The sequence below is a fragment of the Saccharopolyspora hirsuta genome (assembly GCF_008630535.1).
GTDB classification, from domain to species: domain Bacteria; phylum Actinomycetota; class Actinomycetes; order Mycobacteriales; family Pseudonocardiaceae; genus Saccharopolyspora; species Saccharopolyspora hirsuta.
This window is the reverse complement of the sequence record NZ_VWPH01000003.1, coordinates 213304-228711: the sequence shown is the minus strand read 5'-3', so window position 1 is coordinate 228711 and position 15408 is coordinate 213304. Positions and strand designations below refer to the sequence as shown.

Below are 15408 nucleotides of genomic sequence, written 5' to 3'. Positions count from 1 at the left end.
CCCTTAGCTGCGGTTGGGTCGAGCTCAGGTTGCGACTGTGGTGGTTGCGTTCCGGGGGTCTCGCGTTTCGAAGCTTCTTGTGGCTGGGTTGTGTCGCGGTCCCCGGGTTGGGCTTATGGGCCTCGTACCACCACGTCAGTGCTCTATCTGGCGGCGGGCGACCCAGGCTGCGGCTTGGGTGCGGCGCTCCATGCCGAGCTTGGCCAGCACCGAGGTCACGTAGTTCTTCACCGTCTTCTCCGCCAGGAACAGCTGCTCGGCGATCTGGCGGTTGGTCAGCCCCTCGCCGATCAGCTCCAGGACCCGCCGCTCCCGCTCGGTCAGCGCCGCGAGCTCGTCCTGCTCGGGGTTGCTGGACTGGCGCAGCCGGGCCAGCACCCGCCCGGTGGTGACCGGGTCCAGCAGCGAACGGCCCGCCGCCACCTCGCGCACCGCGTTGACCAGGTCCTGGCCCCGCACCTGCTTGAGCAGGTAGCCGGACGCCCCGGCGTTGATCGCCCCGACCAGCGCGCTCTCGTCGTCGAACGCGGTCAGCACCAGGCAGTACGGAGGTTCCGGCAGTTCCCGCAGCCGACGGCACAGCTCCAGGCCGTCGCCGTCGGGCAGCCGCATGTCGATGACGGCGACGTCCGGCCGGGTCGCCTGCGCGCGCACAAGGGCCTCGCCGACGCCCCCGGCCTCGGCGACGATCGACACGTCATCCTCGGTGTCCAGCAGGTCGCGCAGACCGCGCCGGACCACCTCATGATCATCGACTAGCAGCACGCTCACCGGCACACACCCACGCTACGTAGGTGCCCGCCAGGACGTGCGCGGAGGGTCGGATCCGGCGCCTTTCAATCTTGGTCGGCGACCGCAGCGGCAACACCTGACCGGCACACATAAGGCTGGGCACCTGCGGTCCGGGGAGCGTCTGAGGTTCCGCCACCCGCACCGCTACGCAGGACGGGGCTGGAAAACCTCAGTCATTTCTTGATCTTCGTGACGCCCTTGACCGCGCCGACGGTCTGGTGGGTCTGCGCGGCGACCTTGCGCGCGCGGCGCTTCGCCCGGTAGCCGACCGACGGCTTGCCCGCGGTGTCCACCGCGGTCAGCAGCAGGCCGCCGAGCAGGCCGACGTTCTTGAGGAAGTGCACCTGCTGGTTGGCGCGTTCCTGCGGGTCGGTGATCTCCCAGAAGGCGTGCGCGGCCAGCGTCGTCGGCACGATGCTCCCGGCCAGCAGCAGCGACGACAGCCGCGGGAACTTGCCGAGCGCCAGCATCGCGCCCGCCCCGATCTTGACCACGCCGTCGATGCGCACCAGGGTTTCCGGGTCGGTCGGGATCTGCTCGGGCAGCGAGTCCTTGATCGGTCCGGTGGCCTTCTCCAGCAGCGGGGCCGCCGCCTTGGCGTGGTTCGGCGCATCGCGCAGCGATCCGATCCCGCCGTAGATGAACACCGCGGCGAGCATCGGTCGGGCCAAACGGCGAATCAGCATCGGGGAACCTCCTCGGTGGTCGACCGGTGCGCCCGACGGTACTCACTGCGGCCCGGATCCGCTTGATCGTCAGCGCTGGTCCACGCGGGTGAACACCTCGTCCCACGCGGCGGCGATCTGCCGCGCGCACAGCTCGGGCGCCACCCCGCCGACGCCGGTGCCCAGACCGGGCATCGCGATCGACCGCACCACTTGCCGCACGAGCGCGCCGCTCTCCAGCACCGCGCTGGCCCACAGCCGCAGCACCGCGCGCGCCGCCAGGTAGGGGTGCACGGTGTCGGCGGGCAACCGCTCCCCGGGTTCCCGCATGGTGGGCGCGCTGATCAGCCAGATCGGGTTCGGCACGCCGGTGGGCACCAGCAGCGCCTCGCCGACCGGGAGCTCCCCGCCGTGGTAGGCCAGCACGGCGCTGCGCACCTGCTCCTCCACCTCCGGGAAGGCCCGCGCGTACACGGCGTCGATGCCGCCGCGCATCCAGCCGTACGAGTTCGCCGGGCTCACCACCGCGTCGACCGACAAGTCCAGCACCGAACCCCGGTGGACGGCGAGGCCCGCGCGGTCGTCTGCGATCTCCTGCCAGGCTGCGGCCAGCGGCTCGTCCAACGCGCACAGGACGAGCTGCAGCTCCGGCTCCGCTCCCTCCGACGAGCGCCCCGAATCTGCGGTCACGCACACAGCATCGCAGGAAAGCCCGCCCCGGTGGCATCGGGTAGGTCACACCTTCGACTCTTGAAGATCGAGTGGTCGCCCGGCGCGGTGGTGCGAGCTGCCAGGGCCGCTGCTCACCGCCGGAACCGGCTCAGCCGCCCGCCCGGCGATGCGGGTTTCGGCGGGCCGCGGTATGGCTTGGGTCACCCGTGGTGCGGGGTGGTTCGGCGGGCTTCTCTAGGCTGGTCGCGTGGCACAAATCGCTTACCTCGGTCCGGCGGGCACCTTCACCGAGCAGGCCACCAGGTCGCTCACCGGGGACTTCGACGCCGAACTCGTGCCCTACGAGACCGTTCCGCTGGCGCTGGCCGCGGTGCGCCGCGGCGAGGTGCTGGCGGCCGGGGTGCCGGTGGAGAACTCCGTCGAGGGGTCGGTGCCCGCGACGCTGGACGCGCTGACCGCGGACGAGCCGCTGGTCGCCGTCCAGGAGGCCCTGCTGCCGGTGCAGTTCGACCTGCTCGTCCGGCCGGGCACCGAGCAGGGCGCGATCCGCACCGTGGCCAGCCACCCGCACGCGCTGGCGCAGGTCCGCGGCTGGCTGGCCGAGCACCTGCCCGGCGCCGAGGCGCGCGCCACCAGCTCGACCGCGGCCGGTGCCGCGGCGGTGGCGGCTGGCGAGTTCGACGCGGCGATCTCCGCGCCGGTCGCCGTCGAGCACTACCCGTCCCTGCAGCGGCTGATCGGCGGCATCGCCGACGTGCGTGACGCGGTGACCCGGTTCCTGCTGGTGCGCCGCCCCGGCAAGCTGCCGGAGCCGACCGGCGCGGACCGCACCTCGCTGTGCGCGGTGATCAGCGACGAGGTCGGCGCGCTCGCCGACCTGCTCGCCGAGCTGTCGCTGCGCGGCATCAACCTCAGCCGCATCGAGTCCCGCCCGATCAAGGACCGCTTCGGCGAGTACCGGTTCTTCCTGGACTTCGACGGCCACGTCGCGGACGCGCGCATCGGCGACGCGCTGACCGCCCTGCGCCGCCGCTGCAGCACGGTCCGCTTCCTCGGCTCCTACCCGAAGGCCGACCGAACCCCGGCCACCGTCCGCCCGAACGCCTCGGAACAGGCGTTCCTGGCCTCGGTGCAGTGGGTGGAAGACGTCCGAGCGGGGCGGCTCGCATGAGCACTCCTGATCCACGGTCCCGAGTCCTGCTCAACGGCACCTCAGGGGACCGTGACGCGAACCAGCCACAAGAAACCGCGAAACGCAAGATTGTTCCCAAACGTGACCACCACGGTGAATCGCGGAGAGGCGGAACTGCGCTGGAAGCCCCCGCTGGGATGCGGTTGGTCCTGATCCGCCACGGGCAGACCCCGGCCAACGTCGCCCACGTGCTCGACACCCTGCCGCCTGGCCCCGGCCTGACCGAGCTCGGCGAGCAGCAGGCGGCGGAGCTGGCGGTCCGCTTGGCCGAGGAGAAGATCGTCTCGATCCACGCCAGCCGCGCCGTCCGCGCCCAGCAGACCGCCCAGCCGCTCGCACAGCGCCACGGCCTGCCCGTCGAGGTCGTCGAGGGCACCCACGAGGTCTACGTCGGCGACCTGGAGCGCCGAGGCGACCCGGAAGCACTGCGAACCTTCGACGAGATCTACGCCCTCTGGCACCTGGGTGAGCTCGACGTCCCGATGCCCAACGGGGAGACCGGCCGCGAGGCGCTGACCAGGTTCGTCACCGGAGCGCGCAACGCGATCAACGGCTCCGGCGACGGCTCGGTGGTCCTGGTCAGCCACGGCGCGATGCTCCGCCTGGCGGCCGCAGCCCTGGCCTCGAACATCGACGGAGCAACGGCGAACTCGGTCCACCTCCCGAACACCGGCGTGATCGTCCTCGAATCCGACCCGGACGCCCCCACCGCTTGGACCTGCACAGCCTGGGACGGCCTCCCCGACCTCCAACCCCCGGCGTAACCCCGAGACAGCGCCCCGTCCGGATGCGGTGTGCCAGTTTTGCCTGAAACTGGCACCCCACCAGGCCCGGAGCGCGCGGTCAGTTATAGGCAAAACTGCCGCGCAGACCCCCGGACGACCTTGCCGGGCACAGTCCCGAGCCCCACCCCACCGCACCTCAGGGGACCGTGACGCAAACCAGCCACAAGAAACCCCGAAAACGCGAGATCACCCCGAAACGCCACCACCACTGAAAATCGCGGAGAGGCGGTACAGAGCTCTACCCCCAGCCGAGGGCGTGGAGCTTGTCGTCGTCGATGCCGAAGTGGTGGGCGATCTCGTGCACGACCGTCACCGCCACCTCGTCGACCAGCTCCTCCTCGTCGGCGCACATGTCCAGCAGCGGTTCGCGGTAGATCGTGATCCGGTCCGGCATGACCCCGGCGTAGGTGCTGTCGCGCTCGGTCAGCGCGATCCCCTCGTACAGCCCGAGCAGCGACGGGTCCTCGGGGTTGGCGTCCTCGACCAGCACCACCACGTTGTTCATCGCGGCCGCGAACTCCGCGGGCAGCAGATCCAGCGCGTCCGCGACGAGTTCCTCGAACCGGGCGCGGGTCATCTCCACCGGCATGAACCCGTTCTACCAGCTCAGCGGGGTTCGGTGGCGGGTGCGCCGGGCTCGCCCGGGGCGGTGGCGCGCGGCGCGGGCTCCTTGCCTACCTGCACCTCGCCCTTGACGCTGCCGGTCACCGGTGCGAGCCCGCTGCCGTCCGGCAGCTGCGCGCTGACCTTGCAGTTCACCTGCCGCGACCCGGCGTTCCAGCTCTCCTCCGGGAGGGTGTCCCAGTAGGTGACCAGGCCCTTGTCCTTGGCCGCGGTCGGGCTGCCCGCGTAGCGGGCGGTCAGCTCCTCGCACCGGGTGAACAGGAAGCCGTCCTGGTCCTGCTCGGCCGGGTAGCCGCCGGGGAACTGGTCGCCGAGGTTGACCACGCCGGTGATCTCCACCGAGTGCGGCCGCGCGCAGTCCACCGGGTCCCACACCGCGGTGCCGTTGATGCCCAGGCAGCGGCCCTCCGGGTAGACGTTGGACTGGTCCATCGTCGAGGCGCTGCCGGTGATCGGGTAGAGCCTGCCGGACGGCCCGGGCTGCTGGAGGCCGCAGTGCAGCGTCCGGTCGCCGTCGGCCCAGCCGTCCTCGCTCGGCGTGAACGCGCCGACGCTGAACCGGCCGTTGGGGTCGAACCGGCCGGACAGGAACCCGGTGGACACCTCCACGCAGCGCTCCTGCTTGATCTGCTGCCACTGCTCGGTGTTCGGGAACGGGGCGTTGTCGGCGAACTGCGGGCGCAGGTCGGCGGTGCCGGTGACCTCGAACAGGTGCGGCTCGGCGCAGGTGACCTGGCGGATGTCGGAGGCGTCGGACTCGGCCCAGCTCAGGCAGCTGCCCGGCGGCGCGGTGAACACCACCCGGGGCGCCGGGGCGGAGCCGAGCTGGTTGGGGCCGCCGCTCTGCGAGGTCCCGCCGGTCGGCCAGTTCAGCAGCGCGCTGACCACCAGGACCAGCAGCGCGCCGAGCACGGCGCAGATCATCACGAGCCGGGTGTTGGGCTTCCGGCTGGGACTCTGGGGTGCATCGGGCGCGGCCATCATCGACATGATGCCTGGTTCGAACGGGCGGTGCGCGGTTACCTCGGGCCGGTTCGGAACCGATTCGTTGCCGAGGTCGTCTTCGGGATAGGTAGTGTTGCTTCCGGGAGTGGGGTTATGACGGAAGATGGCAGGCCAGTGGCAGACGAGCAGTCGGGTGGGGGGACGCCGCCGAACCCCCCGGAGCAGCCCGAGCAGCCGAAGGCGGAACCGGGGCGCGGTCAGATCCGGTACCAGGACCCGGAGAGCACGACCCCGCGCGAACCGACGCTCGCCGAGCAGCGCGCCCGCATCGCGGCCGAGAAGCGCCGCGAGGAGAAGGAGCGCGCCGAGCTGGAGGCGGCCGAGCAGAAGAGCCAGAAGCGCCGCCGCGTGATGATCGGCGGTGGCGTGACGGTCGGCGTGGTGGCGCTGGTCGCCGCGATGTACTCGGCGTCCGAGGTCAGCAACGAGGCCAACGCCAGCGAGCAGTACTGCGCCACCGAGCAGTCCGGCCAGCCGGGCGTCCGCGACCAGGACGACTTCTGCAACGAGCAGTACGTGACCAGCCACGGCGGACACGTCAGCGGCGGCATGTTCTTCATGCCGATCTTCCTGCCCGGGGGCGGCATCGGCGGCTACAACTCCTACCGCTACGCCTACACGCCTGCCGGTGTGTCGGCCCCGCCGGTGGGCTCACCGGCGACCGGGTCCTCCTTCACCAAGCCGTCCGGCTCCACGATCAAGGACACCAGCGGCAAGACCATCCAGCGCGGTGGTTTCGGCATCAACAACAAGAGCGGCAGCAGCGGGAGCTGACGGGTGCGACGCAGGACAACCGAGCGGCGGCCGGACTGGCAGGCCAAGGTCGAGGAGCTGGGGCTGGTCTTCGGCACCCCCGCCCGCGCGGCGGACGGCTCGGCGCGGCCCTACTGGGACGAGGGCGCGCACTACGAGTTCAGCCTGGACGAGGTGCTCTCCCTGGAGGCCGACGTCGAGCTGCTGCACTCGATGTGCCTGGACGCGGTGGACCACGTGATCACCACCGAGCGGTACAAGGACTTCGGCATCCCGGAGTGGGTGTGGCCGCACATCGCGGAGTCCTGGAAGCGCGGCGACCCGCACCTGTACGGCCGGTTCGACCTGCGCTACGACGGCACCGGCCCGGCCAAGCTGCTGGAGTACAACGCCGACACCCCGACCTCGCTGCTGGAGGCCGCGGTCGTGCAGTGGCACTGGCTGACCGAGTGCCACGAGGGCGACGACCAGTGGAACTCCATCCACGAGAAGCTGGTGGAGCGCTGGGCCGAGATCAAGGACCAGCTGGCCACCACCGAGGTGCACTTCACCTGGTCCTCGGCCGACACCACCGGTGAGGACAACATCACCGCCGCCTACCTGCAGGAGACCGCGGCGGAGGCGGGCCTGAACACCGTCGGCCTGGCCATCGAGGAGATCGGCTGGGACAGCCTGCTGGAGCGCTTCGTCGACCTCGAGGAAGCGCCGATGAACTCCGTCGTCAAGATCTACCCCTGGGAGTGGATGGTCGACGACGAGTTCGGCAAGCACGCGGTGGGCACGCTGCCCGCCACCCAGTGGGTCGAGCCGCTGTGGAAGATGCTGCTGTCCAACAAGGCGCTGCTGGCCGTCCTGTGGGAGATGCACCCCGGGCACCCGAACCTGCTGCCGACGTTCCTGGACCAGCCGGGCCTGCTCACCGAGTACGTCCGCAAGCCCCGGCTGGGCCGCGAGGGCAACAACATCTCCGTGGTGGCGCCGGGTTGGGAGACCGAGACGGCGGGCATCTACGGCGAGGAGGGCTACGTCTACCAGGCGTTCGACCCGCTGCCGGAGTTCGACGGCATGCGCCCCGCCCTCGGCGCCTGGGTGGTCGGCGACTCCTCGGCGGGCCTCGGCATCCGCGAGACGGCGGGCCTGATCACCGACGACGGCGCGGCCTTCGTCCCGCACCGCATTCCCGGCAGCAGCTGAGCGGTTTTCGCGCCGGGATCGACGACCCCCGGATGGTTGTCGATCTCGGCGCTTTTTGCCACCCAGGCGTCGGGGACGGGCCGGTGGGGACTACGCTGACCAGCTGTGATCGACCTGAAGACGCTACGCGATGATCCGGAAGCCGTGCGCGCTTCGCAGCGTGCGCGCGGTGAAGACGCGTCCCTGGTGGACGCGCTGCTGTCCGCCGACGAGCGTCGCAGGTCCGCGGTGTCCCGCGCGGACAACCTGCGCGCCGAGCAGAAGCAGCTCGGCAAGAAGGTGGGCAAGGCCAAGGGCGAGGAGCGCGAGGCGCTGCTGGCCCGCGCCAAGGAGCTCTCCGCGCAGGTGAAGGAGGCCGAGGCCGCGCAGTCGGAGGCCGACGAGGAGCTGGTGCGGGCGCAGAAGGCCGTCCAGAACATCGTCGAGCCGGACGTGCCGCCGGGCGGCGAGGACGACTACGCCGTGCTCAAGCACGTCGGGGTGCCGCGCGAGTTCGACTTCGAGATCAAGGACCACGTCGACCTGGGCAACGCGCTCGGCGCCTTCGACATGGAGCGCGGCGCGAAGGTGTCCGGCGCCCGGTTCTACTTCCTCACCGGCATCGGCGCCCAGCTGGAGCTGGCACTGCTGAACATGGCCGCCGCGCAGGCCACCGCCGCCGGGTTCAGCCTGGTCGTGCCGCCGGTGCTGGTCCGGCCGGAGATCATGGACGGCACCGGCTTCCTCGGCGCGCACTCCACCGAGGTCTACCGGTTGGAGGCCGACGACCTGTACCTGGTCGGCACCTCCGAGGTGCCGCTGGCGGGCTACCACTCGGACGAGATCCTGGACTTCTCCGACGGCCCGCTGCGCTACGCGGGCTGGTCGACCTGCTTCCGCCGCGAGGCGGGCTCCTACGGCAAGGACACCCGCGGCATCATCCGCGTGCACCAGTTCAACAAGCTGGAGATGTTCGTCTACTGCCGCGAGGAGGACGCGCGGGAGGAGCACCAGCGCCTGCTGGCCTGGGAAGAGGACATGATGGCCAAGATCGAGGTGCCGTACCGGGTGATCGACACCGCGGCCGGTGACCTCGGCGCCAGCGCGGCCCGCAAGTTCGACTGCGAGGCCTGGGTGCCCAGCCAGCAGACCTACCGCGAGCTGACCTCGACCTCGAACTGCACCACGTTCCAGGCGCGGCGGCTGAACACCCGCTACCGCGACGAGGAGGGCCGCACCCGCATCGCGGCCACCCTCAACGGCACGCTGGCCACCACCCGCTGGATCGTGGCGATCCTGGAGAACCACCAGCAGGCCGACGGTTCGGTCCGCGTCCCGGTGGCGCTGCGCCCGTTCCTCGGCGGCCGCGAGGTCCTCGAACCCAAGTAGGGGCGTCGTCCCCGCGATTTCCATTGAAGTCGAACGTCCGATTTCAATGGAAATCGCGGGCGGGGTCACCCGGCGCGGACGAGGGCGGTCGCCAGGCGGGCCAGGTCGTGGCCCTCGACGTGCTCGGCGAGCCGGTCCGGGGCGGTCGGCAGCCCCAGCTTCCGCGCCCCGGCCAGCGCCTTCTCGTCGAAGAACGGCCGCAGCTCCGGCCACACCAGCTGCACCTCGCGGCAGAAGATGTCCGCGCCCACCGGTCCGATGCGCGGCACCTCGGTGAGCAGTTCCCGCAGCACGTCCAGGTCCCCGTCGGCCTTCGCGCGCATCCGGCGCAGATCCCCGTGGTACCGGTCGACGAGCAGCTGCGCGCCCTTGCCGAGCGCGGTCGACGTGCTCTCGTCGTAGCGGACGTAGTGCCCGCGGTCGAGCGCGTCCACCCGCTGCTGCCAGGTCGCGTCGCACATCTTCTGCGGGGTGCCGAACTCGGCGAGCTCGCGGGCCGCCGACACCGCCAGCTCCGCCTTGATCCGCGCGGACATCAGCACCGTCAGCACCAGCAGCCGGTACAGCGGGGCGGGCTTGTTCGCCAGCTGGATCCCGGCCTCGGCGGCGTAGGTGGTGCCCGCGTCGTCCAGCAGGCGCTGCACGGTCTCCCGGACTGACATCACCACCACCTCCTGCCGACCATGACTACCCGGCCGAACGCCGGGGCACACGCGCGATCACGGCGAACCCGCCGCACCCGACTTATGGTGGTGGGCGTGTCCGACTCCCCTGGTAGCGCGCGTGCTCTCGCCCTCGCCGGGCTCGGCGACCGGATCCGCCGGTTGCGGGTCGCGCGCGGGCTGGACCAGGGCGAGCTCGCGGAGCGCGCGGCGCTGGACGTGGCGCACCTGGTGAACGTCGAGCAGGGCGACGCGACGCCGTCGCTGGACGTGCTGGCGCAGCTGGCCACCGCGCTGGACGTCGGCCTGTCCCAGCTGTTCACCGACGGCAAGCCGGGCCCGGCGGCGATGGTGTTGCGCGGCAACGAGGTCCCGACGGTCGACACCGACGGCATGGCGCTGCAGGTGCTGACGCCGCGCGCGGTGATCCCCGGCCTGTACGCCGCGCGCTACCGGATCTCGCCGACCAGCGAGGGCGTGCGCCCGGTCAAGCACGAGGGCCACGACTGGCTCTACGTGCTCAGCGGCCAGCTGCACGTGGACTTCGAGCAGGGCGCGACGACGCTGCGCGCCGGGGACAGCGTCAGCTTCAGCGCCCGCGTCCCGCACCGGCTTTCGGCCCTGGGCGGAGCCCCCGCGGAGTTCCTGGCGGTGGGGGCGACGCTGCTCGCATCGCCCCGCGGCGAGGTGTGATCAGGGCTGCCAGCGCTCCTGGACGTACTCGATCTCTACCCCGGACTCGTCCGCCGGGATCTCGGACTGGCCGAGGCTGTGCAGCGCGGAACGGCCTCGTAATGCGTGTTCCATGCCCGGGAGACGCACCGCGCGGGCGGGGGTTGCCGCCTGAGATCAGATCTCCGGGAGAACTTCTGAAGCGATCTCCTCGACAGTTGACTCCTTGCCCGCGTAGGGGCCGTCGGCGCGCGGCCAGTGGGTGATCACGTCGGTGAACCCGAGCTCGGCGGCGCGGCCCACCACGTCGCGGAAGTGCTCCACACTGGACATCGAGAACACCGGCGCCGCGTCGACCTGCAGGTAGCGGTCCACCTTGGCCGGATCCCGCCCCTGCTCGGCGAGCGCCTCGGCGAACCGCAGCGACAGCTCGGCGACCGACCGCCACCACGACTCCTGGTCCTCCGCGCCGCGGCCGGTGGTCACCCAGCCGCTGCCGTAGCGGGCGGCCAGCTGCATCGCGCGGGGGCCGTTGGCGGCCACCACGAACGGCAGGCGGGGCAGCTGCACGCAGCCGGGGTGCCTGCGGGCCTGCACCGCCGAGTAGTACGTGCCGGAGTAGTCGGTGGTGTCGCGGGTGAGGATCAGGTCGAGCAGCTCCAGGAACTCGGCGAACCGGTCGACGCGCTGGCCGGGCGTCAGCTCCGGCTGGCCCAGCACCTGGCTGTCGAAGCCGAGGCCGCCCGCGCCGACGCCGAGGGTGATCCGGCCGTCGGAGATGTCGTCGAGCGCGGTGAGCTCCCGCGCGAAGTGCACCGGGTGCCGGAAGTTCGGCGAGGCGACCAGGGTGCCCAGCCGGATGGTCGAGGTGGCCATCGCGGCCGCGGTCAAGGTCGGCACCGCGTCGAACCACGACTTGTCCACAAGGGACCGCCACCCCAGGTGGTCGTAGGTCCAGGCGTGGGCGAAGCCGTACTCCTCGGCCATCCGCCACAGCGGCTCGGCGGCCCACCAACGGTGCTCCGGCAGAATCACGATCCCAACTCGCACATGTCGACCGTACTGGTCGAGCACCACCGACATCGACCCGATCAGGTGATGCGGGGTGGCGCGGGTCGCGTTGACGGGTGCTCGGTGGTGGGCCCGCGCACCCCGGGAGGCAGGATGGCGGGGTGCGCAAACCCGGCCTGGTGGCATCCGACGTGGACGGAACCCTGCTCGACCCGATGGAGCGGGTGAGCTCGCGAACCGCGCGGACGGTGCAGCGGGTGGTCGCCTCCGGAACCCCGTTCGTGCTGGTCACCGGCCGACCGCCGCGCTGGGTGCCGACGGTGGTGGCGGGCCTCGGGGTGGCCGGGGTGACGGTGTGCGCGAACGGCGCGGTGCTCTACGACGCCGCGGCCGACCGGGTGCTGCAGAGCCACGTGATCGAGTCCCTGGAGCTGCACGACGTGGTCCGCGAGCTGCGCCACGAGCTGCCGGGCTGCGCGTTCGCGGTGGAGCGGACGACGGACGGCGCGCACGACCGGCCGCACGAGCAGTTCCTGGCCGAGGCCGACTTCCGCCGGGTGTGGCCGAACTCGGACATCCGGGTCGCCGGGGTCGACGAGCTGACCGGCAAGCCCGCGGTCAAGCTGCTGGTGCTGCACGAGCACATGACGAGCGCGGAGATGGCCGAGGCGGCCGGTGCGGTGATCGGCTCCCAGCTGCAGCTGACCTACTCGACGTCGGCGGGGCTGATCGAGCTGTCCGCGGCGGGCGTGGACAAGGCGACCGGGCTGGCCGCGGTGGCCGCCGACCTCGGCGTCGAGCAGGCGGACGTGATCGCCTTCGGCGACATGCCCAACGACGTGCCGATGCTGTCCTGGGCGGGCCACGGCGTGGCGATGCGCAACGCCCACCCGGCGGCCCTGGCCGCCGCCGACGAGGTGACCACCAGCAACTCCGAGGACGGCGTCGCCGAACTCCTCACCCGCTGGTGGTGATCTGTACCGCCTCTCCGCGATTCACAGTGGTGGTGGCGATCTGGGGTGATCTTGCGTTTTCGGGGTTTCTTGTGGCTGGGTTGCGTCACGGTCCCCTGAGGTGCGGTTGGGTGGGGCTCGGGACTGCGCCCGGCAAGGTCGTCCGGGGGTCTGCGTGGCGGTTTTGCCTATAACTGACCGCGCGTTCCGGGCCTGGTGGGGTGTCAGTTTTAGGCAAAACTGGCACCTCGACTAGCGCGGGCGGGCTTTGCCGGGCGGCTCAGGGGCCGCGCCGGGGTTGGAGATCGGGAGGTCGTTCCTGGCCGTGCAGTCCAGTCGTTGTGGCTGCGGGTCAGCCAGGTTGGAGGGCTCAGGGCCGGGCGTCGCGCTGCAGGACGGCCGCGCGGGCGCGGATCGGGCCGAGCTTCTCGTAGCCGCGCTGACCGGGGCAGACCGTCTTGCTCACGTCGCGGTGCCCGAAGATCGTCGGCAGCGCGACCGCCGCACCGGCCGGGTGGTGCGAGTTGTTCGCCGGTTCGGCGATCAGCTCGGTCCGGCCGTCGGCGGGCACGCCCGCGGTGCCCAGCTTCCAGGCGCTGATCTCCGCGACCGACTCGACGGCCTTGCCGCTCGGCGCCACCCGGTCGTAGTTGCCGAGCATCGACACGCCGAAGGTCTCCCGGTTGAAGCCGCGCGCGTGCCCGCCGACGACGTCGCCGCGCAGGCCGCCCGCCCGGCCCTCGAAGACGGTGCCGCACTTGTCGACCAGCGCGTGGTAGCCGATGTCGCCCCACTTCAGCTCGACGGCGTGGTAGCGGTAGATGGCCCGCACGATGTCGGCGGACTGCGCGCAGCTGTAGTCGTTGGTGCCCGCGGTGTGGTGCACGATCACGGCCTTGGTCCGGGTGGGTTCGGGCGGCCAGGTCATCAGGTTCTCGTCGGCGCCCCACTGCGCGCGCCCGACGACCGGCGGCGCCCCGGCGATCCGCGTGTCCGCCGTCGGGACGGGGCGGGTGCCGGGGTCGATCGCGATCAGCTCGAGGTCGCCGGTCGCGTCCGCGCCGCCGCGGCTGGCGCGCACCTGCGCGGTGTCGGCGGGTCCGGTCCACAGCGGTTCGCTGCCGCCCGCCGCCGGTTCCAGCTCGGTCCACTCGCTCCACTCCCCGCTGCCGCGGGTGCGCACCTCGACCTGGTCCGGTGCGGGACCCCGCCAGGCGAACCCGACCAGGTCGAACTGGGTCGGGGTGCGGACCTCGCGGGTCTGGGTGCGGTCCAGCGGCGCGTCGCGCAGCGGGATCCGCGTGCTGGACTCCGGGGTGGCGGCGCTGGCCGCGGGCAGCGCCGCGGCGGCCAGCAGCAGTGCGATCGGGAAACCCAGCCGTGGGCGCATGCGGTACCTCGCTTCCGCGCGGGGGGACCGGCCGGAAGCCGGAACCGGTTCGGGGGCCGAAGCGAGTATGCGGGCGACTCCGAACAGCCGCTGGTCAACTGCTCTTTCCGGGTGACCCGCCGTCCCCTGTGGACCGGGAATCCCCCGATCTCCCGGGGATTTTCACCCGGGAAATTGCGGGGGCAACGAAGTCGGGTGTGGACGGTCCCGCGATCTCAGCGGAAGTGCTGGGGCGCGCTGCTCGCCGGGACGTCGACGGGCTCCGGTGCGCGGACGGCGCCGGGCCGGAACCGGGCGCAGGCCACCGCGGCGGCCACCAGGAACCCGATGCCGATCAGCGTGTACGAGTTGCCGACGACCTGCTGCGAGAACGTCCAGTCCAGCTCGCGGTCCGCGGTGTTCGGCAGGTACCACTGCGGCGCGATCAGCACCGTCAACCCGCAGAGCACCACTGCGATCAGCACGCCGTACCAGCGGTGCCGCAGCGACATGGCGAACAGCAGCGCGAGCGTCGGCCCGGCCCACACCCAGTGGTGCGACCAGGAGATCGGCGACACCAGCAGCACCCACACGGCGTTCAGGCACAGCGCCAGCGGCACGTTGGACACCCGCAGCGCGTACCGCATGCCGAGCACCGCCAGCACGAGCAGCAGCAGCGAGCCGAGCACCCACAGCGAGTTCAGCGCGAACCCGGTCAGCTCCTGCTTGGCCAGCGTGCTGCGCAGGGTCATGTTGCCCACGTAGACGGTGCCGAGGGAGTCGCCGGTGGAGAACATCGAGTCCAGCCACCAGTCCGCCGAGTCCTTCGGCATGGCGACCAGCCCGATCAGCACGGTCGCGGCGAAGGTGACGCCGGTCACGGCCAGCGCCCGGAAGTCCCGGCGCAGCAGGAACAGCAGCAGGAACCCCAGCGGGGTCAGCTTGATCGCGGCCGCGATGCCCACCAGCAGGCCGCGCGGCCAGCGGGTGCGCGGCAGCAGGCAGTCGGCCGCCACCAGCCCCATCAGCAGCAGGTTGATCTGCCCGTAGTTGAGCGTCTCCCGGGTCGGCTCGATCAGCGTGAACCACGGCAGCAGCAGCGCGGTGGCCACCGCCACCTGCCCGGCCCGCGGCGCCAGGTAGGTCGAGGAGCGGGCCAGCGAGTACGCGGTGACCAGGATCGCGAGGTGCGAGAGCACGGACACCACCACGACCGCGCCGCCCTCCGACAGCCAGGTCAGCGGCACGAACAGCAGCACCGCGAACGGCGGGTAGATGAACGGCAGGGTGCCCGAGTCCGGCGACTCCGGGGTGAGGTCGTCGCCGTACACGTCGTAGCCGCGCAGCCAGGCGCGGGCGCCGAGGCGGTAGATCTCGGTGTCGATGTAGCCGCGGGTGTCGATCCAGTGCACGAACCAGATCGCCAGGATCTCCACCGCGATCGCCGCGACCAGCAGGTGCCGCCCGTCACGAGCACGTGCCAACCCGATGCTCACCACCCCAGAACTCCGGCGCCCGCGCTCGCGAGCAGTGGGAGCCGGGCGCATCGACGCGATTTGCAATCGTACTCGGGGTACGACACGCCGGGCGGGTCGCCTGACGAGTAATAACAGTAGTGAATAGTTGCGTGCCGTATCGCCGCATTCACCCGGAGTTCACGCGCTGTCCCCCGGAAAATGCGGACAAAATGC

The 15408-nt window shown here is 71.5% G+C and carries 16 protein-coding genes; 7 read left to right on the top strand and 9 right to left on the bottom strand.

The annotated features are described in order from the left end of the window. Positions 1-135: 135 nt before the first annotated feature. From F1721_RS07250 to F1721_RS07240, 3 genes are all read right to left on the bottom strand, one after another. Positions 136-777 carry a response regulator gene (locus F1721_RS07250; RefSeq protein WP_170301389.1) on the bottom strand — a complete coding sequence of 214 codons (642 nt, stop codon included), beginning with the start codon at positions 775-777 and terminating at the stop codon, positions 136-138. A 188-nt stretch (positions 778-965) separates the two neighbouring features. After that, positions 966-1478 carry a DoxX family protein gene (locus F1721_RS07245; RefSeq protein WP_150065781.1) on the bottom strand — a complete coding sequence of 171 codons (513 nt, stop codon included), beginning with the start codon at positions 1476-1478 and terminating at the stop codon, positions 966-968. A gap of 69 nt (positions 1479-1547) precedes the next feature. After that, a complete protein-coding gene (locus tag F1721_RS07240; protein ID WP_150065780.1) occupies positions 1548-2147 on the bottom strand; it encodes a macro domain-containing protein in 600 nt (199 codons plus the stop codon). Between the two features lie 229 nt (positions 2148-2376). On the opposite strand from F1721_RS07240, the gene pheA reads away from it, so the two are divergent. After that, positions 2377-3300 carry a prephenate dehydratase gene (pheA, locus tag F1721_RS07235; protein WP_150065779.1) on the top strand — a complete coding sequence of 308 codons (924 nt, stop codon included), beginning with the start codon at positions 2377-2379 and terminating at the stop codon, positions 3298-3300. Positions 3301-3458: 158 nt separating this feature from the next. Next, positions 3459-4085: a histidine phosphatase family protein gene (locus F1721_RS07230; protein ID WP_150065778.1), complete on the top strand. Its 627-nt coding sequence runs from the start codon at positions 3459-3461 to the stop codon at positions 4083-4085. A gap of 259 nt (positions 4086-4344) precedes the next feature. Here the strand turns inward: F1721_RS07230 and F1721_RS07225 are convergent, their stop codons facing one another. Beyond that, entirely contained in the window at positions 4345-4695 is a 351-nt protein-coding gene (locus tag F1721_RS07225) for a metallopeptidase family protein (protein WP_150065777.1), read from the bottom strand. 17 nt (positions 4696-4712) lie between these two features. Next, a complete protein-coding gene (locus F1721_RS07220; protein ID WP_150065776.1) occupies positions 4713-5711 on the bottom strand; it encodes a septum formation family protein in 999 nt (332 codons plus the stop codon). A gap of 138 nt (positions 5712-5849) precedes the next feature. On the opposite strand from F1721_RS07220, the gene F1721_RS07215 reads away from it, so the two are divergent. The 3 genes from F1721_RS07215 (at position 5850) to serS (ending at position 9050) form a co-directional block, all read left to right on the top strand. Beyond that, positions 5850-6509, top strand: a complete 660-nt coding sequence (locus F1721_RS07215) for a hypothetical protein (protein WP_246154418.1) — start codon at positions 5850-5852, stop codon at positions 6507-6509. Between the two features lie 3 nt (positions 6510-6512). Further along, positions 6513-7682: a glutathionylspermidine synthase family protein gene (locus F1721_RS07210; protein WP_150065774.1), complete on the top strand. Its 1170-nt coding sequence runs from the start codon at positions 6513-6515 to the stop codon at positions 7680-7682. A 105-nt stretch (positions 7683-7787) separates the two neighbouring features. After that, positions 7788-9050 (top strand): serine--tRNA ligase, encoded by a 1263-nt coding sequence (gene serS, locus F1721_RS07205; protein ID WP_150065773.1) that lies wholly within the window; start codon positions 7788-7790, stop codon positions 9048-9050. Between the two features lie 65 nt (positions 9051-9115). On the opposite strand, the gene F1721_RS07200 is transcribed toward serS, so the two are convergent. After that, on the bottom strand, positions 9116-9712 hold the full coding sequence (locus tag F1721_RS07200; protein ID WP_150065772.1) for an endonuclease: 597 nt from the start codon (positions 9710-9712) through the stop codon (positions 9116-9118). A 96-nt stretch (positions 9713-9808) separates the two neighbouring features. Here F1721_RS07200 and F1721_RS07195 point away from each other — a divergent pair, with 96 nt between their 5' ends. Further along, a complete protein-coding gene (locus F1721_RS07195) occupies positions 9809-10405 on the top strand; it encodes a helix-turn-helix domain-containing protein (RefSeq protein WP_246154415.1) in 597 nt (198 codons plus the stop codon). 156 nt (positions 10406-10561) lie between these two features. On the opposite strand, the gene F1721_RS07190 is transcribed toward F1721_RS07195, so the two are convergent. Further along, positions 10562-11434, bottom strand: coding sequence for an LLM class flavin-dependent oxidoreductase (locus F1721_RS07190; protein WP_150065770.1), 873 nt, complete (start codon positions 11432-11434; stop codon positions 10562-10564). A gap of 122 nt (positions 11435-11556) precedes the next feature. Here F1721_RS07190 and F1721_RS07185 point away from each other — a divergent pair, with 122 nt between their 5' ends. Beyond that, entirely contained in the window at positions 11557-12369 is an 813-nt protein-coding gene (locus F1721_RS07185) for an HAD family hydrolase (RefSeq protein WP_150065769.1), read from the top strand. 349 nt (positions 12370-12718) lie between these two features. Here the strand turns inward: F1721_RS07185 and F1721_RS07180 are convergent, their stop codons facing one another. Both F1721_RS07180 and F1721_RS07175 read right to left on the bottom strand, forming a co-directional pair. Further along, positions 12719-13738, bottom strand: coding sequence for a peptidoglycan recognition protein family protein (locus F1721_RS07180; protein WP_150065768.1), 1020 nt, complete (start codon positions 13736-13738; stop codon positions 12719-12721). A gap of 215 nt (positions 13739-13953) precedes the next feature. Continuing rightward, a complete protein-coding gene (locus F1721_RS07175) occupies positions 13954-15201 on the bottom strand; it encodes a glycosyltransferase 87 family protein (RefSeq protein ID WP_150065767.1) in 1248 nt (415 codons plus the stop codon). Positions 15202-15408: the final 207 nt, after the last annotated feature.

What these genes read in the sequence shown, in the direction of transcription:
- F1721_RS07230 (WP_150065778.1), top strand. Translation starts at nt 3,459, where the DNA reads ATGCGGTTGGTCCTGATCCGCCACGGGCAGACCCCGGCCAACGTCGCC.
- F1721_RS07225 (WP_150065777.1), bottom strand. Translation starts at nt 4,695, where the DNA reads ATGCCGGTGGAGATGACCCGCGCCCGGTTCGAGGAACTCGTCGCGGAC.
- F1721_RS07220 (WP_150065776.1), bottom strand. Translation starts at nt 5,711, where the DNA reads ATGGCCGCGCCCGATGCACCCCAGAGTCCCAGCCGGAAGCCCAACACC.
- F1721_RS07245 (WP_150065781.1), bottom strand. Translation starts at nt 1,478, where the DNA reads ATGCTGATTCGCCGTTTGGCCCGACCGATGCTCGCCGCGGTGTTCATC.
- F1721_RS07180 (WP_150065768.1), bottom strand. Translation starts at nt 13,738, where the DNA reads ATGCGCCCACGGCTGGGTTTCCCGATCGCACTGCTGCTGGCCGCCGCG.
- F1721_RS07200 (WP_150065772.1), bottom strand. Translation starts at nt 9,712, where the DNA reads ATGTCAGTCCGGGAGACCGTGCAGCGCCTGCTGGACGACGCGGGCACC.